The organism is Pseudomonas sp. Y3 TE3536, from assembly GCF_053629175.1.
Genome location: NZ_JBRJHU010000001.1, coordinates 3,025,963 through 3,051,302, shown reverse-complemented (window position 1 = coordinate 3,051,302; position 25,340 = coordinate 3,025,963). Strand labels below are relative to the sequence as shown.

Here is a 25,340-nt window from a genome sequence, read left to right as displayed (position 1 = left end):
CGCTTCCAAGGAACCGGACCTATGCTTCGCCGCCGCATGCTCATCATGTTGGCCGTCGTTCTGCTGATCGTGTTGGCCCTCGGGGGCTACAAGGCCTTCTCGATCTACCAGCAGATCCAGGTGTTCACAGCCCCCAAGCCGCCGATCACCGTGGCGGCAGCGCTGGCCGAAGAACGCCAGTGGCAAGAACGCCTGCCCGCCGTCGGCAGCCTCAAGGCCCTGCAAGGCGTCGAGCTGAGCCTTGAGGTGGAAGGCATCGTCAAAAGCCTGCACTTCGACTCCGGGCAGAAGGTCAAGGCCGGGCAACTGTTGCTGCAACTCAATGACGAACAGGAAACCGCCCTGCTCGGCACCGCCCAGGCCGACCTGGGGCTGGCCAAGGTCGATTTCGGCCGCGGCAGCCAGCTGGTCGGCGACTCGGCCATCTCCCGGGGCGAGTACGACCGCCTCACCGCCCAGTACCGGCGCAACCAGGCCGTGGTCGATCAGCTCAAGGCCTCGAAGACCAAAAAAAGCATCAGTGCGCCCTTCAGCGGCACCATCGGCATTCGCCAGGTGGATGTCGGCGACTACCTCGCCGCTGGCACGGTGATCGCCACCCTGCAAGACCTGTCCAGTCTCTACGTCGACTTCAACGTGCCCGAGCAGGCCCTGCCGCACCTGAGCCTGGGCCAAGCGGTGCTGGTGCAGGTCGCCGCCTACCCGGGCCAGACCTTCACCGCCAGCCTCAGCGCCATCAACCCCAAGGTCGAGGAAAGCACCCGCAACCTGCTGGTCCGCGCAACCTTGGCCAACCCTGACGGCAAGCTGCTGCCTGGCATGTTCGCCAACCTGCTGATCTTGCTGCCCGCGCCACAGCCGCGGGTGGTGGTGCCGGAAAGCGCCATCACCTACACCCTGTATGGCAACTCGGTGTATGTCGCCACCCCGAAAAAGGACAAGGACGGCAACCCGGAAAAAACCGACGACGGCCAACCCCCGCTCATCGCCGAGCAGCGCACCGTGCAGACCGGCGAGCGCCGCGACGGCGTGGTGGTGGTCAGCAAGGGCCTGCAGGCCGGCGAGCAGGTGGTTACCGCAGGGCAACTCAAGCTCACACCCGGCGCGGCGATCCGCATCGGCCAGGACAAGGCGCTCACACCTGAGCAAAACGCTCCTGATCCAGGCAAGGCTGATCAAGGCACCCCGCACAACGACTGACAGGAGGCAGGCATGGCGTTCACCGACCCGTTCATCCGTCGCCCGGTCCTGGCCAGCGTCGTCAGCCTGCTGATTCTGCTGCTGGGCTTTCAGGCCTGGAGCAAACTGCAGATTCGCCAGTACCCGCAGATGGAAAACGCCCTGATCACGGTGACCACCGCGTACCCCGGCGCCAACGCCGAGACCATCCAGGGCTACATCACCCAGCCGCTGCAACAGAGCCTGGCCAGCGCCGAAGGCATCGACTACATGACCTCGGTGAGTCGGCAGAACTTCTCGATCATCTCCATCTATGCGCGCGTCGGCGCCGACAGTGACCGTTTGTTCACCGAACTGCTGGCCAAGGCCAACGAGGTGCGCAACAAGCTGCCGCAAGACGCCGAAGACCCGGTGCTGAGCAAAGAGGCCGCCGACGCCTCGGCGCTGATGTACATCAGCTTCTACAGCAAGGAAATGAGCAACCCGCAGATCACCGACTACCTGTCCCGAGTGATCCAACCCAAACTGGCCACCCTGCCGGGCATGGCCGAAGCGGAGATCCTCGGCAACCAGGTGTTCGCCATGCGCATCTGGATCGACCCGGTGAAACTGGCCGGCTACGGCCTCTCGGCCACCGACGTGACCAACGCCGTGCGCCGTTACAACTTCCTCTCGGCCGCCGGTGAGGTAAAAGGCGAGTACGTGGTCACCAGCATCAATGCCAGCACCGAGCTCAAGTCTGCCGAAGCGTTCGCTGCCCTGCCGGTCAAGACCAGCGGCGACAGCCGGGTGCTGCTGGGGGATGTGGCACGGGTCGAAATGGGTGCAGAAAACTACGACACGGTCAGTTCGTTCGACGGCATCCCTTCGGTCTACATCGGCATCAAGGCCACACCGGCCGCCAACCCGCTGGAGGTGATCAAGGAAGTCCGGCGCATCATGCCGGAACTCGAAAGCCAGTTGCCCTCGGCGCTGAAAGTGTCGATTGCCTACGACGCCACGTTGTTCATCCAGGCCTCCATCGACGAGGTGATCAAGACCCTCGGCGAAGCGGTGCTGATCGTCATCGTCGTGGTGTTCCTGTTCCTCGGCGCGTTGCGCTCGGTGCTGATCCCGGTGGTGACCATCCCGCTGTCGATGATCGGCGTGCTGTTCTTCATGCAGATGATGGGCTACTCGCTCAACCTGCTGACCCTGTTGGCGATGGTGCTGGCCATCGGCCTGGTGGTGGACGATGCCATTGTCGTGGTGGAGAACATCCACCGGCACATGGAAGAAGGCAAGACGCCGTTCGACGCGGCGCTGGAAGGTGCACGGGAAATCGCCATGCCGGTGGTGTCGATGACCATCACCCTGGCCGCGGTGTATGCCCCCATCGGCTTCCTGACCGGGCTAACAGGCGCGTTATTCAAAGAATTCGCCCTGACCTTGGCCGGTGCAGTGATCATCTCCGGCGTCGTCGCCCTGACCCTGTCACCGATGATGTGCGCGCTGTTGCTGCGCCAGGAACAGAACCCCTCGGGCCTTGCCCATCGCCTCGACCTGCTGTTCGAGCGCCTCAAGGTGCGCTACCAGCGCCTGCTGCACGCCACCCTGGACAGCCGGCCGGTGGTGCTGGTGTTCGCCGTGATTGTCCTGTGCCTGATCCCGGTACTGCTCAAATTCACCCAGAACGAGCTGGCGCCCAACGAGGACCAAGGGGTGATCTTCATGATCAGCAGTTCGCCGCAGCCGGCCAACCTCGACTACCTCAACGCCTACACCGACCAGTTCACGCCGTTGTTCAAAGCCTTCCCCGAGTATTACTCGTCGTTTCAGATCAACGGTTTCAACGGTGTGCAGAGCGGCATTGGCGGCTTCCTGTTAAAGCCTTGGAACGAGCGCGAGCGCACACAGATGGAGCTGCTGCCGCTGGTGCAGGCCAAACTTGAAGAAATCGGCGGCCTGCAGATCTTCGGCTTCAACCTGCCGTCGCTGCCCGGTACCGGTGAGGGCCTGCCGTTCCAGTTCGTGATCAACACCGCGGGGGACTACCCGGCCCTGCTGGACGTGGCCCAACGTATCAAGGCACGCGCCCAGGCATCGGGCAAGTTCGCCTTCCTCGACATCGACCTGGCCTTCGACAAACCGGAAGTGGTGGTCGACATCGACCGGGCCAAAGCGGCGCAGATGGGCGTCTCGATGGACGCCCTGGGCGGCACCTTGGCCACCCTGCTGGGCGAGGGGGAAATCAACCGTTTCACCCTGGAGGGCCGCAGCTACAAGGTGATTGCCCAGGTCGAGCGGCCGTACCGCAACAACCCTGGCTGGCTCAACAACTACTACGTGAAGAACGACCAGGGCCAGTTGCTGCCACTGTCGACCCTCATCACCCTCAGCGACCGCGCCCGCCCGCGCCAGCTCAACCAGTTCCAGCAGTTGAACTCGGCCATCATCCAAGGCGTGCCCATGGTCAGCCTGGGCGAAGCATTGCAGACCGTGCAGGCCATCGCCCGCGAAGAAGCCCCGGAAGGCTTCGCCTTCGACTATGCCGGGGTGGCGCGCCAGTATGTTCAGGAAGGCAGCGCGTTGTGGGTAACCTTCGGCCTGGCGCTGGCGATCATCTTCCTGGTGCTGGCGGCGCAGTTCGAAAGCTTCCGCGATCCGCTGGTGATTCTGGTGACTGTGCCGTTGTCGATCTGCGGGGCGCTGTTGCCGCTGTTCCTGGGTATTTCCAGCATGAACATCTATACCCAGGTCGGGCTGGTGACACTGATCGGGCTGATTACCAAGCACGGTATTCTGATCGTCGAATTTGCCAACCAGTTGCGCGAAGAAAAAGGCCTGAGCGTGCGTGAGGCAATCGAGGAAGCGGCCGCCATCCGCCTGCGGCCGGTACTGATGACCACGGCGGCGATGGTGTTTGGCATGGTGCCGTTGATTCTGGCGACCGGCGCAGGGGCAGTGAGCCGGTTCGATATCGGCACGGTGATTGCGACCGGGATGTCGATCGGGACGTTGTTTACCTTGTTTGTGCTGCCTTGCATCTACACCTTGCTGGCGCACAAGACGGTGGCCAAGGCACCTGTGCCAGCTGACATTTCCCGGTAGGAGCAGCCTTGTGCTGCGAAGAGGCCGGTGGCAGCAGCGAAGATTCAGGGTGCTTTCACCGGCCTCTTCGCAGCACAAGGCTGCTCCTACCGCGGTTGTGGTTGGCCGACGGTACTCACGAACAAAAAAACCAGAGGCCCCGCTATGCAGGGCCTCTGGTTTTCAAGCACCACCCAGGTTCAGCCGAACGGCCGCAATCCCTGACGCATACCGAACAGGAACAGCAACAGGTCTTGGTCCGGCTTGGCCTGTTCCTGCGGCTTTGCCACACGTGGCAAAGCGCACTGGTCAGCCATCTCGGCCTTGCTGAACACCGTCGGCTTCGGCTCTTCCCAGGCAGCCACCGCCACAGTGGTCACGGCCAATCCAGCCACCAGGAACAAAGCTCGAGCGATTTCTAGTTTCATTGCCCTAACCCTTTGACAACGCTGCCAAACGCCATTTGGTAAAAATAGAGCAATGTCTGCCATTCCGCATCAGTGAACGACGAGTGGCGGCGCAACTGACGCAGGTCATTCGCCGCCGCACGTTGGCAGCTGATGCGCCGCCGGCACTTCTCAAGGTCCAGCAAAGCGACTTCGACCCGGGCCTGTTCGCCCTCACCGATCACCTTGACGAACACATGCTTGCCGTACAGGCAGCCGTGCTGCCAGTGCCCCAGGTGCATACGCGCCAGGTTATCCGCCAGGTCCTTGAGCATGCGCTCATGCACCGCCTGAGGATAACGCTCGCGGGCACCTTCGGCATGCCAGGTGTCGAGCTCGACAAAGCCATCCAGCGCTTCGCTGACCAGCAGCGCGCGCCATTGATGATCGGCATCGCGCTCGGCACCACAAAAGACGATGTGCGGAACACGTACACCCAATTGCTCGAAGCTGTTGATGGCATCGAGTTCACGCAAAACGGTCGGCCGGCCAAAGGGGTGCAGCAGGCTGCGGTAGATGTGCCCGACCTGGCGCTTGGCATACAGCAGTTTGCCGTTGGCATCGTTGAGGCGTTGCACGCCACTTTCGCCACCACGCCGCTGGTTGGGTTCCTCGACCCATTCGCCCTGCTGGCGCCAGTAAAAATCGAACCGCGACTCCCCACTCTGGGCTACAGCCATCAAACACTACCCCTTACGCAATACATAGACTCGCCACATGGCATAGAACGGCAGGAAGTCCAAGCGTTCCTGGATTCTGAAACCGGCGGCCTCAAATTCTTCTTCGACCGTGTCCGCTGGTAACACGAAACGATTCTGGTAATTGTCCTGCTCGGCCTTGGCGCTGCGACGCTGCTCGAGCTTTTTCCGGCGCCAGGCTTTGAAGTTGCCGTCCACCCACAGCGACAGAATCACACTATCACGGCTAACTCGTTGAAATTCCGAAAGAATTGTCTTTCTGTGGGCCGCTTCGCCGATGTGATGGAACAGCCGCATGCAGAAAATGCTGTCGACCGAATTGTCAGGAAGGTCAATGGCGAACGCAGAAGTCTGCAAGGGGCGTACCCGGGCGACCACCTCTGGCGGTTGCGCGGCACAGGCTGTCTCGATCATCGCCTCGGAGTTGTCGGCGCCGATGATGACTCGGTTGGGTTTTTCCGCCAGCAACGGCCAGAAGCGCCCAGCACCGCAGGGCAGGTCAAGTACCAGGCCCGGCTCACCGGCCAACGCCAAGGCGCGACGTGCCAACTGCTCGTCACGCTTGTGGGAAAGGCGACGGGCCAGACCATCCTGATGCTTGAGGAAATACTCGCGCGCGTGGTCTTTGTCGTATTTCTCGGAAAATTCAAGCTTGATGGGGCTACGCATTGGGCATCTCCTGACTCCAGTGCGCTCACCTTAGGTAAGCAAGCGTTGGAATCAGGTTATGCCAATGTGAAAAAAGTGTTAGTTCTTTGGAGAGGTATTACCAAAAATTACCCGACCAACCCCGAAGGGCTGCCCTTCTCCACGCTTTGGCTCAGGTCCACCTGAAAACGGCAGCCGTGCGGCAAGGTCGAGGTCAAGGTGACGCGCCACCCCTGGTCGTCACAGATGCGCTGCACCAGCGACAGGCCCAAGCCCAGCCCTTCGCCACGCCGCTCAGCGCCGCGCACGAAGGGTTTGAACATCGCCTCGCGCTGCTCCTCGGGGATGCCCACGCCACTGTCCTCGACGCTGAACCCATTCGCTTCCAGGCTCAGGCGAATGTAACCGCTGTCGGTGTAGTGCGCGGCGTTGCGCAGCAGGTTGCCCATCACCGATTGCAGGAAGGTGGCGTTGTACAGCACCGGGCTTGCGCTGACGCGGCCGTCGAAGTACAGCGTGAGCCCCTTCTGCTCGATCGTTTCGCGCCAAACCCCAGTGAGTTCATCCGCAACCTCGCGCAAGGTCGCTTGGGAGGCCACGGCACCCTCATCGCGTTGGGCGCGGGCAAGCATCAGGAAGGTCTTGACCAGTTCGCGCATTTCTTCGGTCGCCCGCGCCACCCGCTCGACCTGGCTACGTGCACGCGGGTCCAGTGCCTGGTTTTCCAGCAGCAGCTCACACGACGTGGCCAGCACCATCAGCGGGGTTCGCAGCTCGTGGCTGACGTCGCTGGTGAACAGCCGCTCGCGGGTCAAGGCGTCGCGCAAGCGGCCCAGCGTGTCGTCGAAGGCCACAGCCAGCTGGCCCACTTCGTCGGCCGCGTAATCGGGTGCCAGCGGCGGTGCCAGGCCGAGTAGCTGGTCGCGGTGGCGCACTTGACGCGCCAGGCGGATCACCGGTGCCATCACCCGGCGCGCCACCAGCCAGCCCAGGATCACGGCCAGCACCAAGCTGAGCACGAAGCCGACGACCACAACAGCGAACAGCACACGCTCGCGCTCTTCGAAGTCGCTCTGGTCTTGCAGCAATACGTAGCGACGGCCATCGACGATCTCGACCATCGCGTGGTACGACAGCTGGTCACGAAACACTTCGTGGAAGCCGCTGTCGAGGTGGCGCAAGTCTTTGGGCAACTCGAAATCGTCACGCCCGCCACTGAAGTAGAACAGTTGGTCCGGACGCGGCCGATGGCTCCAGTCACTGACGCTGTCCATGCGCAACAGGCGTTGCAGGTCGCCGCCCAGCACGGTGGAAATCAGCCGCTCTTCAACCAGGTGCACCGTCGCGACGATGCCGAAGGCGAAGGCCCCGGCCACCAGCGCGCTCATCAACGCAAAGGCGATGATGATGCGCTGGGCAAGGCTTTGCTTAAACTCCATCGCGGCCCTCGGCGAGGCGATAGCCGACGCCATGGACGGTATGCAGCAGCGGTTTTTCGAACGGTTTGTCGATCACCTGGCGCAACTGGTGCACATGGCTGCGCAGGCTGTCGCTGTCAGGGCAGTCGTCGCCCCACAGGGCTTCTTCCAGCACTTCGCGTCGCAGCACGTGGGGGCTTTTCTGCATCAACACGGCAAGCAGCTTGAGGCCGACCGGGTTGAGTTTGAGCAGGCGGCCTTGGCGCGTGACTTCCAAGGTGTCGAGGTCGTAGCTCAGGTCGGCGACCTGCAAGGTGCGACGCCCACCTCCCTGGGCACGGCGCAGCACCGCTTCGATGCGCGCGGCCAGCTCCGACAGCGCAAACGGCTTGAGCAGGTAATCGTCGGCACCCGAGCGGAAGCCTTGCAGGCGGTCGTCCAACTGATCGCGGGCGGTGAGCATGATCACCGGGGTGTCACGCCGGGCGTCTTCGCGCAGGCGTTTGCACAGGGTGTAGCCATCGATGCCGGGCAGCATGATGTCGAGGACGATCAGGTCGTAGTGCTCGGTGGCCGCCAGGTGCAAGCCCGACAAGCCGTCCTGGGCGCAATCGACGGTGTAGCCTTTCATGCCGAGGTAATCGGCCAGGTTGGCAAGAATATCGCGGTTGTCTTCAACCAATAGAATGCGCATCGGGTTCTCCTGTGCGGCGCTTCGCTGTGGTGCGCGGCAGGCGCAGCTTAAGGCCAATGCCTGCACTGTGCCACCCCTGGGGAGAATTCACCGGAGTTGACAGTTTTTTCACCGATCCTTCACGGACACAGGATAGCGCCCACTCGATAATGCCCGATCTTTTTTGCGCCCTGGAGTCGTCATGCACGAACGTACCCGCCCTCGCCCGATCAATCTCTGGCTGTACCTGGGCATTCCTCTGGTGACGGCAGTGGCCTTGATCCTGCTTGAGCTGACCTCGGTCGACATGGACGTGGCCAACCTGTTCTTCGACCCGGCTGCCGGGCAATTCATCGGCCGGCACAGCTATTTGCTGGAGAACGTACTGCATGATGGGGTCAAGCAGGTGGTGATCCTGCTGGGGCTGCTGGCCTTGCTGACCTTTGCCGTGAGTTTCTTCTGGAAGCGTTTGTTCGGTTGGCGCCGGGAGCTGGGTTGCCTGGTGTTGGCGCTGGGCTTGTCCACGGCGTTTGTGACACCACTGAAGAAGGTCACCCAGGTGCAGTGCCCCTGGAGCCTGAGCCAGTTCGGCGGCAAGGAAACCTACAGCAAGCTGCTGGAGACACGCCCCGCCACGGACAAGCCGGGGCTGTGCTGGCCGGGCGGGCATGCTGCGACCGGCTTCTGCTTGTTCGCGTTGTTCTTTGCACTGCGTGACCGACGCCCGCGCCTGGCACGGGTGGCGTTGGGGGTGGCGCTGGTCGCCGGTTCGGTGCTGTCGGTCGGGCGGATGATGCAAGGGGCGCACTTCTTGTCGCATAACGTGTGGACGGCGGTGTTCTGCTGGTTGATCGGGTTGGGGTCGTATTACCTGGTTTTGTACCGGCGCGGGCGGGTTGAGGCGCCTGCTGTGGAGGCCAGTGTTGCCTGAGTGAGGGGCCGCTGCGCGGCCCATTCGCAGCACAAGGCTGCTCCCACAAAAAGCAACCTGCAGGAGCAGCCTTGCGCTGCGAATGGGCTGCAAAGCAGCCCAAATGCTCACACAAGGCTGTGTGGCACCTGTAGGAGCAGCCTTGCGCTGCGAATGGGCTGCAAAGCAGCCCCAATGCTCACACAAGGCTGCGTGGCACCTGTAGGAGCAGCCTTGTGCTGCGAATGGGCTGCAAAGCAGCCCCAATGCTCACACAAGGCTGTGTGGCACCTGTAGGAGCAGCCTTGCGCTGCGAATGGGCTGCAAAGCAGCCCCAATGCTCACACAAGGCTGTGTGGCACCTGTAGGAGCAGCCTTGCGCTGCGAATGGGCTGCAAAGCAGCCCCAATGCTCACACAAGGCTGCGTGGCACCTGTAGGAGCAGCCTTGCGCTGCGAATGGGCTGCAAAGCAGCCCCAATGCTCACACAAGGCTGCGTGGCACCTGTAGGAGCAGCCTTGCGCTGCGAATGGGCTGCAAAGCAGCCCCAATGCTCACACAAGGCTGTGTGGCACCTGTAGGAGCAGCCTTGCGCTGCGAATGGGCTGCAAAGCAGCCCCAATGCTCACACAAGGCTGTGTGGCACCTGTAGGAGCAGCCTTGCGCTGCGAATGGGCTGCAAAGCAGCCCCAATGTTCACCACCGAAGCACAAAAAAAGCCCCGGCTCTCGCGAGCCGGGGCTTTTTTATGAGGCTAGGGGTAAGGCTGGCTTACATCATGCCGCCCATGCCACCCATGCCGCCCATGTCTGGCATGCCGCCGCCAGCTGGAGCGTCGCTCGGAGCATCAGCAATCATGGCTTCGGTGGTGATCATCAGACCGCCAATCGAAGCAGCAGCTTGCAGTGCCGAACGGGTCACTTTAGCTGGGTCCAGGATGCCCATCTCGATCATGTCGCCGTATTCGCCGGTAGCAGCGTTGTAACCGAAGTTACCCGAACCCTGCTTGACCTTGTCGGCCACAACGCTTGGCTCGTCGCCGGCGTTGGCAGTGATCTGACGCAGCGGGGCTTCAACAGCGCGACGCAGCAGTGCGATACCGACGTTCTGGTCTTCGTTGTCGCCTTTCAGGTCAACGATCGCGTTCAGGGCGCGAACCAGGGCAACACCACCGCCAGGCACCACGCCTTCTTCAACGGCTGCACGGGTAGCGTGCAGGGCGTCTTCAACGCGGGCTTTCTTCTCTTTCATTTCGACTTCGGTGCCAGCACCGACCTTGATCACGGCAACACCGCCAGCCAGTTTGGCCAGACGCTCTTGCAGCTTCTCACGGTCGTAGTCCGAGGAAGTCTCTTCGATCTGGGCACGGATCTGCTTGACGCGTGCTTCGATGTCACCGTCGACGCCAGCGCCGTCGATGATGGTGGTGTTTTCCTTGGACAGGATGACGCGCTTGGCGTTACCCAGGTGCTCAATGGTAGCGGTTTCCAGGGACAGGCCGATCTCTTCGGAGATAACGGTACCGCCGGTCAGGACCGCGATGTCCTGCAGCATGGCCTTGCGGCGGTCGCCGAAGCCAGGTGCCTTGACCGCAGCAACCTTGACGATGCCGCGCATGTTGTTGACGACCAAGGTAGCCAGCGCTTCGCCTTCAACGTCTTCAGCAACGATCAGCAGTGGGCGGCCGGCCTTGGCAACGGCTTCCAGCACTGGCAGCAGCTCACGGATGTTGGAGATCTTCTTGTCGACCAGCAGCAGCAGCGCGCCTTCCAGCTCGGCAACCATGGTGTCCGGCTTGTTGACGAAGTACGGCGACAGGTAGCCACGGTCGAACTGCATGCCTTCTACGACAGACAGTTCGTTTTCCAGGCCCGAGCCTTCTTCAACGGTGATCACGCCTTCTTTACCGACTTTTTCCATGGCTTCGGCGATGATTTCACCGATGGAGTTGTCGGAGTTGGCGGAGATGGTGCCTACCTGAGCGATGGCCTTGGAGTCGGCGCATGGCTTGGACAGGTTTTTCAGCTCGGCGACGACAGCGGCGGTGGCCTTGTCGATACCGCGCTTCAGGTCCATCGGGTTCATGCCGGCAGCGACGGCTTTCAGGCCTTCGTTGACGATGGCTTGAGCCAGAACGGTAGCGGTGGTGGTGCCGTCACCGGCTGCATCGTTGGCCTTGGAAGCGACTTCCTTGACCAGCTGGGCGCCCATGTTTTCGAAGGCGTCTTTCAGCTCGATTTCTTTGGCAACGGAAACGCCGTCCTTGGTGATGGTCGGTGCGCCGAAGCTCTTGGCCAGGACCACGTTGCGGCCTTTCGGGCCCAGGGTCGCTTTTACTGCGTCAGCCAGAACGTTGACACCAACCAGCATTTTTTTACGGGCGGAATCGCCGAATTTTACGTCTTTAGCAGCCATGATCGTTTAATCCTTGGAATTCTTTGGAATAACGGGAAATCGGGGAAATCAGCCTTCGATAACGGCGAGGATTTCGTTCTCGGCCATTACCAGCAGGTCTTCGCCGTCGACTTTCACGGTGTTGCTGCCCGAGTAAGGGCCGAAAACCACTTTGTCACCCACTTTCACGGCCAGCGCGCGTACTTCGCCATTATCCAGGATGCGACCGGTGCCAACGGCGACAACTTCGCCGCGGTTTGGTTTTTCAGCGGCCGAACCCGGCAGGACGATACCGCCAGCGGTTTTCGATTCTTCTTCGCTGCGACGGATGACTACGCGGTCATGCAGAGGACGAAGCTTCATTGTCGATCTCTCCCAAATTGTGGTTTTCATCGGCCGGTATCGACACCGGCGGGTTGATGCGGTCCGGCGTTGCCGGGGGTGGCCCGCGCGGGGCGAACCACCTGAGTTATGTCTGGTGTCGCCACCAGAAACCTTGCGGTGACCCATACATGAGGCCGCCATAGGCAATTACAAGGCTTGATACGGAAAATTTTTAATCAGCGCTGAACGGAAAAAGAACAGGGGCCGCGATGCGGCCCCTGAATGTCACTTGTCGCGGCGCTCGTACTCGCCCTCGATCACGTTGGGGCGGTGGCCGGCATCACGCGGCGGCTGCGCCTGGAACGGATCATCCTGAAACGCACGCTGGCGCATGGCCTGCTCTTCGGCCCGCTGGCGCATCTTGCGCGCAGCCAGGTGACGGGTGAACGGCAGCAGGCAGATCAGGCCCAGCACGTCGCTGATAAAACCTGGCAGCAGCAGCAAGCCGCCCCCCACCGCCAGCATCATCCCCTGGAACATGTCCTCAGCGGGCAGTTCGCCGCGCTGCAGGCTTTCACGGGCACGCAGTGCGGTGGCCAGCCCGGCCACGCGCATCACCAGCACACCCAGTGCCGAACCGGTGATGATCAGCAGCAGCGCTGGGAAAAACCCGATGGCCGCACTGACCTTGACGAAGACGAACAGCTCCAGCACAGGAAACAGCAGAAGCAACAGTAGAAAAGCACGCATCAAAGATTCCTCGACGGAAGAGACCTTCCAATAAGACCTCAGATGGATGCGACCGCTCCCAATTTCAACCCTCGACTTCAGCAGCAACCGGCCACTGGTCGGCGCGTGCCAGTAAAACCAACGCTTCGCGAACTTGTGTCGGCGTATTGCAAAGGCTTGGGAACGGCAGCCAGTAGATGCCCTGACCAATACGCAGGTGCATGCCTTCGCTGTCGACACCGACCATCAGCGCAGGGGCTGTGCGTGGCAGGTCGGTCAGTTCGACGTAATGGGCGATGGCATTGGCGTGATCGCTGTTCATGTGTTCGATCATGCTCGCCTCGGCCTTGCCCGCGAACGGGTTGGCCAGGGTTACATGGTCAAGCCAGTGAATGGCGCCAAAGCCGCCGATGTAGCGGTGGCGCACGGGCTGCAGCACCCAGAAGTCGAAATCGTGGGCCTTGTGGTAATTGGCCGCGTCTGGGAAGTATCGATAGTAGCGCTCGGCAGCGGCCTCGATGGCGGCTTCATCCACCAGCTTGTGCGCTTCGGCCATCACCGTCAGGCGGCCGACCGCCTGCACATCCTCGGCTTCACGCTCACCGACCAGCAGCGAGCATTTAGGGTCTTTTTGCAGGTTGTGGGTGTGCTGGGCGATGCGGCTGATGAGGATCAGCGGGTTGCCCTGTGCATCCAGGCAATACGGCACGACGGAACCAAACGGGAAGCCGGGCATGGACTTGGAATGGGTCGAGAGCACGCCGCGGTATTCCTTGAGCAGCAGTTCCCGGGCGGGGCGGATGGCTTTGTTACTCACGAAGGGCGCTCCTGGCGACGGACTGGATGGGTGACAAGATAAGCATTATCACCCGCCGCTGCCACTGTAGGCGCGTTACCAGGTCACGCCAAAGCCTGCCGTGTAGCGGGTCTTGTCCAGGTCGCTGTCACGCGTGCCACTGATGATGTCCTTCTCGGCCTTGAGGTTGAGCGAGGCCCATTCGGTGACTTTGTAGCGCAGGCCAACCTCGGCATCCAGCGAGTAGTCGGCCACGTTGCCCAGCGGCTTGGCGACTTCGCCATTGGTGAACAGCTGCACGTTCTTGCCGATCAGGTAGCGGGTGTAGTCCCACTTGACTGCCGCTGCATAGAAGTTGTCCTTGGCGCCGTCCTGGTACTCGAAATCGGTACGGTTGATCAGCGAGCCCAGCGAGAACGCACCCAGCTCGTCGTCCCAGAACTGGTAGCCCGGGCCTGTACCCACGGTGCGCTGGCGAGCCAGGTCCTCGATGTGGTCGCGCTTGTATTCCATGCGCCCCTGCCAGAACCACTTCTCGGTAATGAAGCGGTCGAGGGCGTACTCGGCACTCCAGTTATCGGTGGTGGTGACGTCGTCCTTGCTCTCGCGGTTGTATTCGCCCTCGGCGTTGTGCCGCCAGCGGCCATGCCGTGCTGTGGTCTTGAAGCCCACGTCATAGTCGTCGGTGTCGTTCTCGGCACGCTTGTAGTCCAGGGCAACATCGACGTTGCCTTTCCAGACCAGGTCTTCGACCACCGGCTTGGGCTTCATGATCTGTTCGATGCTGGCCAGGTCGACGGTCTTGGGCGCCTCGCCATTGGCCAGGGTGACCTTGCCGTCTTCGGCGGCCTTCAGCGATTTGGCCCGCTCACCACTGTAGGCGTCCTGCTTGACCAGCAGTTCCTGGTCGCTTTCCAGGGTCTTGACGGCTTTCCAGTCCAGCGCGATAGACCCGCCATAGGGGGTCTCCAGCAGCAGCTTGCCACCGTCGAAGACTTTGATCTTGCCACTGAGACGGTCACCGTTTTTCATCCACACGGTGTCGGCAACCGCAGGCGCGGCGCACAGGGAAGCAGCTAGCAGGCACAACAAGGATCTAGAATACATAAGCGGACTACGGGTTCGATTCGACGAAAAAAGCCGGGGATTATCCAGATACCGACAACCAGAGCAAGGACAGACCGGGAGCCTGCGATTGAGTTCAACACTCATTTACCGTCACCATTGGTCCGGTTTCATCCACAGGCCACGGGGGCACTGATGTCCGAGGCATACGCGCACACATTGGAAACGCCAGAGGCCCGACGAACGGCCCTGTATTCGGTACTCGGGCAAGTGCCCGAAGGCAAGGTGGTCAGCTACGGCCAGCTTGCCGAGCTGGCGGGCCTTGGCCGCGCGGCACGTTGGGTTGGGCGTACCCTCGGGCAGCTACCACCCGACACTCGCCTGCCCTGGCATCGGGTACTGGGCGCTGGCGGGCGGCTGAGCCTGGCTTTAGGCACGCCCTCTGGCGACGAACAACGGGCGCGGCTGCGCGCAGAAGGCGTAAATGTGACCAATAATCGTGTGGATATGACGCGCCATGGCTGGCGCCCGATGGAGCACAGCGGTTAGAGTGCGCGCTTTGTATTCGCAAACTTGAGGCAGATGTTGGCCCATGCCCCGTAAAACCTGGCGCGCTGCGCTCGCTGCCTATGCCAGCCCGTCAACCCTGGTACTTCTGCTGCTCGGCTTTGCCGCCGGCCTGCCCTACATGCTGGTGTTCTCGACCCTTTCGGTATGGCTGCGCGAAGCTGGCGTGGCCCGCGAGACCATTGGTTACGCGAGCCTGATCGGCCTGGCCTATGCCTTCAAATGGGTCTGGTCGCCGCTGCTCGACCAATGGCGCCTGCCCCTGCTCGGCGGCCTGGGGCGCCGCCGTTCGTGGCTGTTGCTGTCGCAGGCACTGGTGGTGATCGGGCTGGTCGGCATGAGCCTGTGCGACCCACAGCAGCACCTGTCGTGGCTGATCGCCCTGGCGGTTCTGGTTGCCTTCGCCTCGGCCACCCAAGACATCGCCGTCGATGCCTATCGCCTGGAGATTGCCGATGACCAGCGCCAGGCCGCCCTGGCTGCCAGCTACATGGCGGGTTACCGGGTGGCGGCCCTGCTGGCCACGGCCGGTGCGCTGTTCTTCGCCGAATGGTTTGGCTCCACCGGTTTCAGCTACCTGCACAAGGCCTGGGCCGGCACCTACATCATGTTCGCCCTGTTGATGCTGCCGGCGCTGTTCACCACTTTGGTCATGCGTGAACCGTCAGTGCCGCTGCGTACTCAGCTGTCGGCGGCGCGTTACGGCCTGGTGCACCAACTGGCGTCGGTGTTCGTGTTGATCGTGCTGCTGGTGTCGGTGCCTGCCAGCTTCACCCAGCTGTTCAATACCGACTGGGCCAGCGTGTTCTTCGGTGATGCGACGCCCCTCGACCTGCTGCTCGAAGACCGCGCCTTCCTGCGCCTGATCCTGTACGCGATGCTGACTTGGGCGTGCCTGTCGACCATGGGCCGGCGTGGCCTTGCCCCGGTGCTTACCCCGGTCAACGACTTCATTGCCCGCTACCGCTGGCAAGCGCTGCTGCTGCTTGGGCTGATTGCCACCTACCGCATGTCGGACACGGTGATGGGCGTGATGGCCAACGTGTTCTACATCGACATGGGCTTCACCAAGGACCAGATCGCCAGCGTCAGCAAGATCTTCGGCCTGATCATGACCTTGGTCGGTGCCGGCGTCGGCGGCCTGTTGATCGTGCGCTTCGGCATCATGCCGATCCTGTTCATCGGTGGCGCGGCATCGGCGGCGACCAACATTCTGTTCCTGATGCTGGCCGACATGGGCCCGAACCTGGACATGCTGGTGGTCACTATCTCGCTGGACAACTTCAGCTCTGGCATGGCCACCTCGGCGTTCGTCGCCTACCTGTCGAGCCTGACCAACCTGAAGTTCTCGGCCACCCAGTACGCGCTGCTGAGCTCGATCATGCTGTTGCTGCCACGGCTGATTGGCGGCTATTCGGGGGTTATGGTGGAGAAGTTCGGTTACCACGACTTCTTCCTGATCACCGCCCTGCTGGGCGTGCCGACGTTGATTCTGATCGCCCTGCAGTGGCGTCAGGAGGCCGGGCGCGGCAAGCCCGTGCCCGAGGAGAACCCAGCGGCCGAACGGCCCTGAGCGTACTGCGGTGGTTTGTGCGGGCCTCTTCGCGGGTAAACCCGCTCCCACAGGTTCAGCACGGGCCCTGAGCCTTGCGCTATCCCTGTGGGAGCGGGTTTACCCGCGAAGAGGCCAGTACAGGTAGCTAAAACTACTGAGCCACCGCCCCTTCCCCAGGGCGGCCACCCACCACGAACCACAACGGCCAGAGCGCCAGCGCACCCGCCACACTCCCACAGGTTCAGCACGGGCCCTGAGCCTTGCGCTATCCCTGTGGGAGCGGGTTTACCCGCGAAGAGGCCAGTACAGGTAACTAAAACTACTGAGCCACCGCCCCTTCCCCAGGCCGGCCACCCACCACGAACCACAACGGCCAGCGCACCCGCCACACTCCCACAGGTTCAGCACGGGCCCTGAGCCTTGCGCTATCCCTGTGGGAGCGGGTTTACCCGCGAAGAGGCCAGTACAGGTAGCTAAAACTACTGAGCCACCGCCCCTTCCCCAGGCCGGCCACCCACCACGAACCACAACGGCCAGAGCGCCAGCGCACCCGCCACGCTGGCTGCCAAGGCAAAGTGCAGCAGGCTAGCACCTGCCCCGATCATCGCCAACAGTGCCCCACCTAGGCCCAGCAAGGCGATGGTGATCATCCCCAGCATGGCCGAGACCAGCCCCTTGCTTTGCTCGCTGGAGAACAGTGTCATGCGGTACAGCACGGCGTTGGCCACACCCAACCCCAGCGCGTACAGCGACATGCCAGCGACCACGCTGGTCACCGTCGGCCAGTACCAAGTCGCCAGCACCATCAACGACAGGCCAGCCAGGTAGGGCCACAGTGCGCCACGCACCAGGGCTGGCAGCGGGTAACGGTCGGCAATGCGGTTGATGATCAGGTTGCCCATGATCAGCCCGCCGAACACCGGCAATTGCCACAAGGCATATTCCATCGTACTCAGCCCCTCATCATGGATGAGCAGCACCGGCGACAGGCCAATCCAGCCAATCAAAGGCAAGCCGACCAGGCCAAGGGCTGCGCTGCCGGCGACAAAGCGGCGGTTGGCCAGCAACTGACCGTAGCCAGACAACAGTGGCAGCAGGTGAATTGGGGTGAACGGCAGCCGCGAACCATCGCGCCGCTCCACACCGAGCGTTTCCGGCATCAAGCGGTACAGCAGCACCCAGGCCAGCACCGCGCCGATGGCAAAGGCCACGAACAGCCAACGCCAGTCCAGCCATTGCAGCAATAAGGTCCCCACCAGCGGGCCGAGCAGCGGCGACAGCAGGGCAATGTTGGCCAGCAGGGCCATCATGCGCACCGCGTCCGCTTCGCTGAACGCCTCGTTCAGGGCCGGGTAGCTGACCGTGACCACAAAGCCCAGGCCGATGCCCTGCAACAGGCGCAGCAGGTTGAACAAGCCGATGTCATGGACCCAGAAGGTCGCCAGGCACGCCACGCCGAAGAACACACACCCCCCCAACAGCAGCGGGCGACGGCCATAGCGGTCGGCCAGGGGACCGATCAGCCACTGCAGGACCACGCCACCGAGCAGGTACAGGTTCAGGGCATGGGGGATGTATTCGGGGCTGGCGTTCAGGTCGTCGACCACCACGGGCATGGCCGGCATGACCGCGTCGCTGGCCAGGTAAGTGAGCAACTCGAACAGGGCCAGGGTGAGGCCAAACAGCAAGGCTCGGAGGGGGGTGATGTACAGCAGTGGTTTCATGGTGAGCTTCGGGTAGAGGCAGGTGGGGTCAGGCTATATGCCAGAAGTGGCGGGGTTTAGCTGTGAACAAGTGTAATGAGGTGGAAAAAACCGGGGCCGCTGCACGCCCCATCGCCGGCAAGCCGGCTACCACACAGTTAGATGACAACCTGAACCTGTGGGAGCCGGCTTGCCGGCGATGGGGCGCACAGCGGCCCCGGCTTATTTGAACAGCGGTGTTACTGGGTAGCCGTCTCCTGCACCACACGAATCACTCGCTGCGGAAACGGAATATCGATGCCCTCGGCCTTCAACCGGTCACGGGCATGCTCGTTGAGCATGAACATCACATCCCAATAGTCGGACGTCTTGGTCCAGATACGCAGCGACACGGTGATCGAACTGTCGCCCAGCGTCGAAATCACCGCCTGCGGTGCCGGGTCGGCCAGCACACGCGGGTCCTGCGCCAGTTCCAGCAGCACGTTGCGCGCCTTTTGCAGGTCGGCCTCGTAATCCACGCCCACGTCGAACACCACTTTGCGGGTCGGCTGGCGGTTGGTGTTGGTGATGATGCCGTTGGACAGGCTGCCGTTAGGCATGATCACCGTCTTGTTGTCACCGGTGCGCAGCACGGTGTGGAAGATCTGGATGCTGTCCACGGTGCCGCTGACACCCTGCGCTTCGATCCAGTCACCGATGCGGAACGGGCGGAACATCAAGATCAGCACACCGCCGGCAAAGTTCGCCAGGCTACCCTGCAACGCCAGGCCAATGGCCAGGCCGGCAGCACCGATAGCCGCAACGAAGGAGGTGGTCTCGATGCCGATCATCGACGCCACGCTGACGAACAGCAGGATCTTCAGGATGATATTGGCCAGGGTGCTGATGAACCCCTGCAATGCCAGGTCGGCATTGCGCAGGCCGACCAGCTTGCCCAGGCGCGCGCTGACCTTGTTGATGACCCACCAGCCGATGGCCAGGGTCAGCAACGCCAGGCACACGCGGCTGCCGTACTCCATGATCAACGGGACCCAGGCTTGGGATTGGCGGACCAGCTGATCGACTTCAGCGTTCAAATCCATGTTCATCTCCTGATGCCGAACGGCATGTGCACGGTAAAACTGGCCGCGGGCATTTCCGCGGCCACGGCCCCCATGGACATCATTACGCCATCGAGGTTCCTGGTGACGCTTCGATCAATCGCGGAAGTTGTTGAACTGCAGCGGCATGTCGAATTCCTTGGCGCGCAGGGCAGCGATCGCTTCTTGCAGGTCGTCACGCTTCTTGCCGGTGACACGCACCTGCTCACCCTGGATGGAAGCCTGGACCTTGAGCTTGGCATCCTTGATGTGGGCGACGATCTTCTTCGCCAGCTCTTTGTCGATGCCTTCGCGGAACTTGGCCTCCTGTTTCATTTCTTTGCCGGACGCATAGGCATCCTTGGTTTCCAAGCATTTGACATCGATCTTGCGCTTGACCAGCGCACCGCGCAGGATCTCGATCATCGCCTCGAGCTGGAATTCGGCCTCGGCGGTCAGCAGCACGGTCTGTTCCTTGTCCTTGAACTCGAAGCTGCCCTTGCCCTTGAGGTCAAAACGGCGATCGAGTTCCTTGACGGCGTTGTCTACAGCGTTCTGCACTTCGTGCTTGTCCAGTTCCGATACCACGTCGAACGAAGGCATGGGTATTCTCCAAAAATAAAAGCGCGCTCGGCCTGAAGATGGAGCACGCTGAGTTAGATGGTTAAAATGCGGGCTCATTATAACGGGTTGCGAAACGCATATGAGCAGCACCTGGCATATTCTCGGCGCGGGTAGCCTGGGCAGCCTGTGGGCTTGCCGCCTGGCGCGCGTCGGCAAGGCGGTACGTTTGATCCTGCGCGACGAGCAGCGGCTGCAGGCCTATCAACGTGTGGGCGGCCTGACCTTATTCGAGCAGGACACCTCCAGGCATTACGCGATCCCCGCCGAAACGGCCGACGCCCATGGCCCTATTCACCGCCTGCTGGTGGCCTGCAAGGCGTACGACGCGGCGCCGGCCATCAAGCGCCTGGCACCGCGGCTGGCCGAAGGCGCAGAGCTGGTGCTGCTGCAGAACGGCCTGGGCAGCCAGGACGAGGTCGCCGACCAGGTGCCCCATGCCCGTTGCATCTTCGCCTCCAGCACCGAAGGGGCGTTCCGCGAAGGCGATTGGCAGGTGCGCTTCGCCGGCCACGGCTTCAATTGGCTGGGTGACCCACTCAAACCCGGGATCCCGGCGTGGTTCGATGACCTGCACGATGCCGGCATCCCGGCCGAATGGACCGTGGATATCCTCACCCGGCTGTGGCGCAAGCTGGCGCTCAATTGCGCGATCAACCCGCTGACCGTGCTGCATGAGTGTCGCAATGGCGGCCTGCTGGAGCACCTGGCCGAAGTGACCGCCCTGTGCGACGAGCTGGCTGAGCTGCTGCGCCGTTGTGGCCAACCCCAGGCTGCCGAGGACCTGGACGAAGAAGTGCAACGGGTGATCCTCGCCACCGCCGCCAACTACTCTTCCATGTACCAGGACGTGCGCGCGGGCCGACGTACCGAGGTCCATTACCTGCTCGGCCATGTGTGCCGCGCCGCCGAGCGGCATGGCGTAGCGTTGCCGGAACTGGAACGCCTGCACCAGCGACTGGTCGATAACCTGCAGGCACGCGGCTTGCCCAGCGCCTGACGCTGGCCCTTTCAACCGGATACGGACACTGCCTTGCCCATGACCCTGCGCCAACGCCTGGAAAACCTCCCGGTCGGGCAAAAGCTGCTGGCGGCCCTGCTGGTGCTGCTGGTGACCATTCTGCTGGTGGCCAACCTGACCTTCATCAGCGCCGCCTACTGGATCACCCAGGAGAGCATGGCGCCCCAGGCGCTGCAGACCATCGGCCGGCTGATCGCCAACCCGCAGCTGTCGGCACGTGCCGGCGACAGCGCAGACAGTGCCAATGCCCTGCTCAAGGAGCTGGACAGCTACATGCCACTGCGCGCCGCCGCCGTCTACGGCGGTGACGGCCGCATGCTGGCGCAGCTGCAGCACGGCGAACCGCTGGCGTTGCCCAAGCGCTTTCGCAACATCGACGGCTGGCGCCTGATGGAATTTCGCAGCACGCAGTTGATTCGCATCCCCCGCGAAGCCGACCCACCTGCCCACCTGCTGCTGGTGGCCAGCAGCGAACTGCCGACCGCCTTCTACACCGGCACGCTCAGTGCCAGCCTCGGTATCCTGGTGTTCAGCATCCTGCTGTGGATTGTCGTTGCGCGGCAGATCAAGCGCCTGATCACCCAGCCGATCAACCAGCTCGAAGAGCTCAGCCGCCAGGTCACCCGCGAAGAAAGCTACGCCCTGCGTGCCCGCCGCGGCAACGATGACGAAATCGGCAGCCTGGCCGAGGCCTTCAACACCATGCTCTCGCGCATCGAGGCCCGCGAGCAGCAGCTCAAGCGCACCCGCGACGAATTCCAGACCGCCTATGACCAGGCCCAGGGCCTGGCCGAGGAAACCCGCCACACCAACCGCAAGCTGGAGCTGGAAGTCCAGGTGCGTAGCAAGATCGAGAAAAAACTCACAGGCTTCCAGAACTACCTCAACAGCATCATCGACTCCATGCCCTCGGCGCTGATCGCCCTCGACGAGCAGCTCTACGTCACCCAGTGGAACCACGAGGCCACGGTGCTCTCCGGAACACCCTTGGACGAGGCGCTGAACCAGCCGATCTTCATCGCTTTCGAGCCGCTCAAACCGTTTTTGCCGCAGCTCAAGGAAACCGTAGAGAAACACCGGGTGGCGAAAATCGAGCGGGTGACCTGGCCCAAGGGCGAGGACCTGCGCCACTACGCCCTGACGTTCTATCCGCTAATGGGCGGCGGCGGCCGCGGCGTGGTGATCCGCATCGACGACATTACCCAGCGCCTGTCACTGGAAGAAATGATGGTGCAATCGGAAAAGATGCTCTCAGTGGGCGGCCTGGCCGCGGGCATGGCGCACGAGATCAACAACCCGCTGGGGGCGATCCTGCATAACGTGCAGAATATCCGTCGGCGCCTGTCCCCGGAGTTGCCGCGCAACCAGGAGCAGGCCGAAGAGCTGGGCATCGACCTGCCCACCGTCAACCGTTACCTCGAAAGCCGCGAAGTGCCGCAACTGCTCGACGGCATTCAACAGGCCGGCGCCCGGGCGGCCAAAATCGTCACCCACATGCTCAGTTTCAGCCGCCGCAGCAACCGCCAGTTGGCACCTTGCGACCTGCCAGCGCTGATCGACCAGGCTGTGGAAATCGCCAGCAACGACTTCGACCTCACCATTGGCTTTGACTTCAAGGGCCAGGCCATTGTCCGCCAGTTCGACCCAAACCTTGGGCCAGTGCCTTGCACCGCCAACGAGCTGGAACAAGTGCTGCTCAACCTGCTGAAAAATGCCGCCCAGGCCATCCACCTGCGCCCGCAACCCAGCGAGCCCGGGCGCATCACCCTGCGCACCCGGCTCAACCCACCCTGGGCCGAGATCCAGGTCGAAGACAACGGCGTGGGCATGCCTGAAGCGGTGCGCAAGCGCACCTTCGAGCCGTTCTTCACCACCAAAGAGATCGGCCAGGGCACAGGCCTTGGCCTTTCGGTTTCGTACTTCATCATCACCAACAACCACAAGGGGCAGATGGAGGTGCAGTCCACGCCCGGCCAGGGCACCTGCTTCACCTTGCGCCTGCCCCTCGGCCAGCCGGCAGCGACGGCACCAAACACCACGGAGGCATGACATGGGCTACCGCCTGTCGAAGATCTACACCCGCACTGGCGACAAAGGCGAAACCGGCCTGGGCGACGGCCGCCGGGTGCCCAAGGACCACCCGCGTATCGAGGCCATCGGCGAGGTGGATAGCCTCAACAGCCAGTTAGGGGTGCTGCTCGCCGGCCTGGCTGAGCAGGGGCTGGACGAAGTGAGCGAAGTGCTTGCGCCCTGTCAGCACCGCTTGTTCGACCTCGGTGGCGAGCTGGCAATGCCCAGTTACCAGGCGTTGAACCTGGCCGAGGTAGAGCGGCTGGAAGCGGCAATCGACGTGTGGAACGAAGAGCTGGGCCCGTTGAAGAATTTCATCCTGCCCAGTGGTTCGGCGTTGGTGGCGCAGGCGCATGTGTGCCGGTGCCTGGCGCGCAGTGCGGAGCGGCGGTGTCAGCAACTGAATGCGCTGGAGCCACTGGAGGGTGCTGGGTTGGCGTATATCAACCGGCTGTCGGATCTGTTGTTTGTGGCAGCGCGGATCATTGGGCGGCGGCAGGGGGTTGCCGAGGTGTTGTGGCAGCCTGCGCCGAAGCCTGAAAGCTGAGAGTGCTGGGGCTGCTACGCAGCCCATTCGCGGGCAAGCTCCTACCGGGCCCTCACAAGGTCTGAGCCTGCGCAGTTACCTGTGGGAGCGGGCTTGCCCGCGAATGGGCCGCACTGCGGCCCCAATCACAAGCGACTCAGAGCTCAGGCCAGAACGCCCGGATCCCGGCCACACCCTGCGCGCCCGCCTCCCAGGCCCGCTCACGATCACCCGGCCCTACCCCACCCAGCAAGAACACTGGCCGGCTGAAACCTGCAATCGCCCGCTGCGCCGCTTCCCACCCCAAAGGCACCGCTTCAGGATGCGTCTGGGTCGCCTGCACCGGCGACAAGGTGACAAAATCGACCCCCATCTGCTCGGCCAATGCCAGCTCTTCGGCACTGTGGCAGGACGCCGCCAACCAGCGGTGCTCAGGGAACGGCCGCCCCTTGGCGGCATACTTGCGCAACTGCGCAGCCGTCAGGTGCCAACCGGCCGACGGGAAGTCGCCCAGCCACTCCAGCGGCCCTTTGAGCATCAATTGGGCCTTGCCACCGCACAGGCCGACCGCATCCACCGCCACATCGCGATACTTGGGGTCGTACATGTCCGGCGCTCGCAGCTGGATCAGCCGGGTACCGTTGGCCACGGCCTTCTGGATGCCCTTGAGCATCTGCGGCACTTCCAGGCCCTCCGGCGTGATCAGGTACTGATCCGGCAGCCGTGCAGCGGCAACAATCGGCCTGTTGGCGGCAGGGAAGTCGTACTGCGCGAGGTCGCGCGGTGCTACCCACTCCAAAGGCTGGCCCTCGGCGCCATGGGGTTCACCGGTGAACGCTTCGACAACGCGAACGTCCAGCAGCACCTGTTTGTCCGGGTAGTCATGGCTGACCTTGATCAGCGCCCGCGACCGGGTCACGTCGATACCCAGTTCCTCGCGCAGCTCACGGGCCAGCGCCGCTTCGACGCTTTCGCCCTCTTCCACCTTGCCACCTGGGAACTCCCAAAGGCCGCCCTGGTGCTGGGTATCTGCCCGCCGCGCAATCAGAATGCGGCCATCGGCACCGCGGATCACCGCTGCTGCTACATGAATGCGTTTCACCCTTCGCGCTCCGCCAGGCCAGCCTGCTGCCAGGCTTTGAACGCCGGCCACTGGTAAATAGTCTCGATGTAAGCCGCCGCCTCTGCCGGGACTTCGACGCGGTAGCTGCGCAAGCGCACGGCCACCGGGGCGAAGTAGGCATCGACCAGGGTCGGCTTGCCGAACAGGAACGGGCCCGTGTCCTTGGCGACCAGGCGGCATTCGGACCACAGCGCGACGATACGGTCGATGTCGATCTGCACCTCCAGCGGCACAGACTCAAGGGCCTGGTCACGGGACAGGTCGAACGGCATCGCCCCGCGCAGGGCGAAGAAGCCGCTGTGCATCTGCGCGCAGGCCGAACGGGCTTGGGCACGGGCGGCCACGTCGGCAGGCCAGAGCTGCGCTTCGGGGTGGCGTTCGTTGAGGTATTCGGCGATGGCCAGGGAGTCGGCGATCACGCCATGCTCGGTCTTGAGCAGCGGCACTTTGCCGGTGGCGGAGTAGGCGAGCAGGCGCTGACGGGTGTCGGGCTGGTTGAGTTTGATCAGGGTTTCTTTGTAGGGGACGCCGGCCAGTTCGAGGGCCAGGGCGCCGCGTAGCGACCAGGAAGAATACAGCTTGTCGCCGATGATCAGGTGATAGCTCATGGTTCGGCTCCATTTGTCGGGGTTTTGGGGCTGCTTCGCAGCCCTTCGCGACGCAAGGCCGCTCCTACAGGTACAGCGCAGACCGGTGTAGGAGCGGCCTTGTGCCGCGAAGGGCCGC

The 25,340-nt window shown here is 62.7% G+C and carries 23 protein-coding genes; 8 read left to right on the top strand and 15 right to left on the bottom strand.

What is annotated here, in order from left to right; all coding sequences use genetic code 11:
* Positions 1-21: 21 nt before the first annotated feature.
* Positions 22-1,200, top strand: coding sequence for an efflux RND transporter periplasmic adaptor subunit (locus AB7M33_RS13820; RefSeq protein WP_099430354.1), 1,179 nt, complete (start codon positions 22-24; stop codon positions 1,198-1,200).
* Between the two features lie 12 nt (positions 1,201-1,212).
* Entirely contained in the window at positions 1,213-4,269 is a 3,057-nt protein-coding gene (locus AB7M33_RS13815) for a multidrug efflux RND transporter permease subunit (RefSeq protein WP_454242981.1), read from the top strand.
* A gap of 179 nt (positions 4,270-4,448) precedes the next feature.
* Here AB7M33_RS13815 and AB7M33_RS13810 read toward each other — a convergent pair whose 3' ends face one another.
* The 5 genes from AB7M33_RS13810 to colR form a co-directional block, all read right to left on the bottom strand.
* Positions 4,449-4,676, bottom strand: a complete 228-nt coding sequence (locus AB7M33_RS13810) for a hypothetical protein (RefSeq protein WP_027594043.1) — start codon at positions 4,674-4,676, stop codon at positions 4,449-4,451.
* Positions 4,673-5,374, bottom strand: a complete 702-nt coding sequence (locus AB7M33_RS13805; protein ID WP_099430356.1) for a lipopolysaccharide kinase InaA family protein — start codon at positions 5,372-5,374, stop codon at positions 4,673-4,675. The genes AB7M33_RS13810 and AB7M33_RS13805 overlap by 4 nt, the downstream gene beginning before the upstream one ends.
* Positions 5,375-5,380: 6 nt before the next feature.
* Positions 5,381-6,061, bottom strand: a complete 681-nt coding sequence (locus AB7M33_RS13800; RefSeq protein ID WP_027594041.1) for a class I SAM-dependent methyltransferase — start codon at positions 6,059-6,061, stop codon at positions 5,381-5,383.
* Positions 6,062-6,168: 107 nt separating this feature from the next.
* A complete protein-coding gene (locus tag AB7M33_RS13795) occupies positions 6,169-7,479 on the bottom strand; it encodes a sensor histidine kinase (RefSeq protein WP_099430357.1) in 1,311 nt (436 codons plus the stop codon).
* Positions 7,469-8,152 carry a two-component system response regulator ColR gene (gene colR / locus AB7M33_RS13790; RefSeq protein ID WP_003255215.1) on the bottom strand — a complete coding sequence of 228 codons (684 nt, stop codon included), beginning with the start codon at positions 8,150-8,152 and terminating at the stop codon, positions 7,469-7,471. The genes AB7M33_RS13795 and colR overlap by 11 nt, the downstream gene beginning before the upstream one ends.
* A gap of 181 nt (positions 8,153-8,333) precedes the next feature.
* On the opposite strand from colR, the gene AB7M33_RS13785 reads away from it, so the two are divergent.
* On the top strand, positions 8,334-9,062 hold the full coding sequence (locus AB7M33_RS13785; protein ID WP_454242980.1) for a phosphatase PAP2 family protein: 729 nt from the start codon (positions 8,334-8,336) through the stop codon (positions 9,060-9,062).
* A gap of 750 nt (positions 9,063-9,812) precedes the next feature.
* Here AB7M33_RS13785 and groL read toward each other — a convergent pair.
* The 5 genes from groL to AB7M33_RS13760 all read right to left on the bottom strand — a co-directional run bounded on the left by groL (position 9,813) and on the right by AB7M33_RS13760 (position 14,391).
* Positions 9,813-11,456: a chaperonin GroEL gene (groL, locus tag AB7M33_RS13780; protein ID WP_265970262.1), complete on the bottom strand. Its 1,644-nt coding sequence runs from the start codon at positions 11,454-11,456 to the stop codon at positions 9,813-9,815.
* 48 nt (positions 11,457-11,504) lie between these two features.
* Positions 11,505-11,798: a co-chaperone GroES gene (locus tag AB7M33_RS13775; RefSeq protein ID WP_003260750.1), complete on the bottom strand. Its 294-nt coding sequence runs from the start codon at positions 11,796-11,798 to the stop codon at positions 11,505-11,507.
* Positions 11,799-12,044: 246 nt separating this feature from the next.
* Complete coding sequence (locus AB7M33_RS13770) at positions 12,045-12,509, bottom strand: FxsA family protein (protein WP_454242979.1); 465 nt, start codon at positions 12,507-12,509, stop codon at positions 12,045-12,047.
* 64 nt (positions 12,510-12,573) lie between these two features.
* A complete protein-coding gene (locus AB7M33_RS13765; RefSeq protein ID WP_027594036.1) occupies positions 12,574-13,305 on the bottom strand; it encodes a HugZ family pyridoxamine 5'-phosphate oxidase in 732 nt (243 codons plus the stop codon).
* Between the two features lie 75 nt (positions 13,306-13,380).
* Positions 13,381-14,391, bottom strand: coding sequence for a DUF481 domain-containing protein (locus AB7M33_RS13760; RefSeq protein WP_027594035.1), 1,011 nt, complete (start codon positions 14,389-14,391; stop codon positions 13,381-13,383).
* A 153-nt stretch (positions 14,392-14,544) separates the two neighbouring features.
* Between AB7M33_RS13760 and AB7M33_RS13755 the strand changes: the two genes are divergently transcribed.
* A complete protein-coding gene (locus AB7M33_RS13755; RefSeq protein WP_027594034.1) occupies positions 14,545-14,898 on the top strand; it encodes an MGMT family protein in 354 nt (117 codons plus the stop codon).
* 43 nt (positions 14,899-14,941) lie between these two features.
* Entirely contained in the window at positions 14,942-16,489 is a 1,548-nt protein-coding gene (locus AB7M33_RS13750; RefSeq protein ID WP_027594033.1) for an AmpG family muropeptide MFS transporter, read from the top strand.
* 461 nt (positions 16,490-16,950) lie between these two features.
* Here the strand turns inward: AB7M33_RS13750 and AB7M33_RS13745 are convergent, their stop codons facing one another.
* The 3 genes from AB7M33_RS13745 to AB7M33_RS13735 form a co-directional block, all read right to left on the bottom strand.
* Positions 16,951-18,195: an MFS transporter gene (locus tag AB7M33_RS13745; protein ID WP_085273635.1), complete on the bottom strand. Its 1,245-nt coding sequence runs from the start codon at positions 18,193-18,195 to the stop codon at positions 16,951-16,953.
* A gap of 218 nt (positions 18,196-18,413) precedes the next feature.
* The gene (locus tag AB7M33_RS13740; RefSeq protein ID WP_027594031.1) at positions 18,414-19,256 is read right to left on the bottom strand and encodes a mechanosensitive ion channel family protein; all 843 of its coding nucleotides are present in this window, start codon (positions 19,254-19,256) and stop codon (positions 18,414-18,416) included.
* 114 nt (positions 19,257-19,370) lie between these two features.
* Positions 19,371-19,856: a YajQ family cyclic di-GMP-binding protein gene (locus tag AB7M33_RS13735; protein ID WP_027594030.1), complete on the bottom strand. Its 486-nt coding sequence runs from the start codon at positions 19,854-19,856 to the stop codon at positions 19,371-19,373.
* Between the two features lie 100 nt (positions 19,857-19,956).
* Between AB7M33_RS13735 and AB7M33_RS13730 the strand changes: the two genes are divergently transcribed.
* From AB7M33_RS13730 to AB7M33_RS13720, 3 genes are read left to right on the top strand one after another with little or no spacing between them, the layout of a single operon-like run.
* The gene (locus AB7M33_RS13730; protein WP_454242978.1) at positions 19,957-20,874 is read left to right on the top strand and encodes a putative 2-dehydropantoate 2-reductase; all 918 of its coding nucleotides are present in this window, start codon (positions 19,957-19,959) and stop codon (positions 20,872-20,874) included.
* Positions 20,875-20,913: 39 nt separating this feature from the next.
* The gene (locus AB7M33_RS13725; protein ID WP_085273638.1) at positions 20,914-22,944 is read left to right on the top strand and encodes an ATP-binding protein; all 2,031 of its coding nucleotides are present in this window, start codon (positions 20,914-20,916) and stop codon (positions 22,942-22,944) included.
* Position 22,945: 1 nt separating this feature from the next.
* Entirely contained in the window at positions 22,946-23,512 is a 567-nt protein-coding gene (locus AB7M33_RS13720; protein WP_454242977.1) for a cob(I)yrinic acid a,c-diamide adenosyltransferase, read from the top strand.
* A gap of 136 nt (positions 23,513-23,648) precedes the next feature.
* On the opposite strand, the gene AB7M33_RS13715 is transcribed toward AB7M33_RS13720, so the two are convergent.
* Both AB7M33_RS13715 and AB7M33_RS13710 read right to left on the bottom strand, forming a co-directional pair.
* Positions 23,649-24,593, bottom strand: coding sequence for a Nudix family hydrolase (locus tag AB7M33_RS13715; protein ID WP_238209515.1), 945 nt, complete (start codon positions 24,591-24,593; stop codon positions 23,649-23,651).
* Positions 24,590-25,222 carry a glutathione S-transferase family protein gene (locus AB7M33_RS13710; protein WP_454242976.1) on the bottom strand — a complete coding sequence of 211 codons (633 nt, stop codon included), beginning with the start codon at positions 25,220-25,222 and terminating at the stop codon, positions 24,590-24,592. The genes AB7M33_RS13715 and AB7M33_RS13710 overlap by 4 nt, the downstream gene beginning before the upstream one ends.
* Positions 25,223-25,340: the final 118 nt, after the last annotated feature.

Bases quoted from the DNA above. Each gene is read 5' to 3' on its own strand.
- AB7M33_RS13710 (WP_454242976.1), bottom strand. From the start codon at position 25,222: ATGAGCTATCACCTGATCATCGGCGACAAGCTGTATTCTTCCTGGTCG.
- AB7M33_RS13760 (WP_027594035.1), bottom strand. From the start codon at position 14,391: ATGTATTCTAGATCCTTGTTGTGCCTGCTAGCTGCTTCCCTGTGCGCC.
- AB7M33_RS13770 (WP_454242979.1), bottom strand. From the start codon at position 12,509: ATGCGTGCTTTTCTACTGTTGCTTCTGCTGTTTCCTGTGCTGGAGCTG.
- AB7M33_RS13795 (WP_099430357.1), bottom strand. From the start codon at position 7,479: ATGGAGTTTAAGCAAAGCCTTGCCCAGCGCATCATCATCGCCTTTGCG.
- AB7M33_RS13810 (WP_027594043.1), bottom strand. From the start codon at position 4,676: ATGAAACTAGAAATCGCTCGAGCTTTGTTCCTGGTGGCTGGATTGGCC.
- groL (WP_265970262.1), bottom strand. From the start codon at position 11,456: ATGGCTGCTAAAGACGTAAAATTCGGCGATTCCGCCCGTAAAAAAATG.
- AB7M33_RS13740 (WP_027594031.1), bottom strand. From the start codon at position 19,256: ATGGATTTGAACGCTGAAGTCGATCAGCTGGTCCGCCAATCCCAAGCC.
- AB7M33_RS13755 (WP_027594034.1), top strand. From the start codon at position 14,545: ATGTCCGAGGCATACGCGCACACATTGGAAACGCCAGAGGCCCGACGA.
- colR (WP_003255215.1), bottom strand. From the start codon at position 8,152: ATGCGCATTCTATTGGTTGAAGACAACCGCGATATTCTTGCCAACCTG.
- AB7M33_RS13820 (WP_099430354.1), top strand. From the start codon at position 22: ATGCTTCGCCGCCGCATGCTCATCATGTTGGCCGTCGTTCTGCTGATC.
- AB7M33_RS13750 (WP_027594033.1), top strand. From the start codon at position 14,942: ATGCCCCGTAAAACCTGGCGCGCTGCGCTCGCTGCCTATGCCAGCCCG.
- AB7M33_RS13815 (WP_454242981.1), top strand. From the start codon at position 1,213: ATGGCGTTCACCGACCCGTTCATCCGTCGCCCGGTCCTGGCCAGCGTC.
- AB7M33_RS13730 (WP_454242978.1), top strand. From the start codon at position 19,957: ATGAGCAGCACCTGGCATATTCTCGGCGCGGGTAGCCTGGGCAGCCTG.
- AB7M33_RS13800 (WP_027594041.1), bottom strand. From the start codon at position 6,061: ATGCGTAGCCCCATCAAGCTTGAATTTTCCGAGAAATACGACAAAGAC.
- AB7M33_RS13775 (WP_003260750.1), bottom strand. From the start codon at position 11,798: ATGAAGCTTCGTCCTCTGCATGACCGCGTAGTCATCCGTCGCAGCGAA.
- AB7M33_RS13785 (WP_454242980.1), top strand. From the start codon at position 8,334: ATGCACGAACGTACCCGCCCTCGCCCGATCAATCTCTGGCTGTACCTG.
- AB7M33_RS13720 (WP_454242977.1), top strand. From the start codon at position 22,946: ATGGGCTACCGCCTGTCGAAGATCTACACCCGCACTGGCGACAAAGGC.
- AB7M33_RS13735 (WP_027594030.1), bottom strand. From the start codon at position 19,856: ATGCCTTCGTTCGACGTGGTATCGGAACTGGACAAGCACGAAGTGCAG.
- AB7M33_RS13745 (WP_085273635.1), bottom strand. From the start codon at position 18,195: ATGAAACCACTGCTGTACATCACCCCCCTCCGAGCCTTGCTGTTTGGC.
- AB7M33_RS13725 (WP_085273638.1), top strand. From the start codon at position 20,914: ATGACCCTGCGCCAACGCCTGGAAAACCTCCCGGTCGGGCAAAAGCTG.
- AB7M33_RS13805 (WP_099430356.1), bottom strand. From the start codon at position 5,374: ATGGCTGTAGCCCAGAGTGGGGAGTCGCGGTTCGATTTTTACTGGCGC.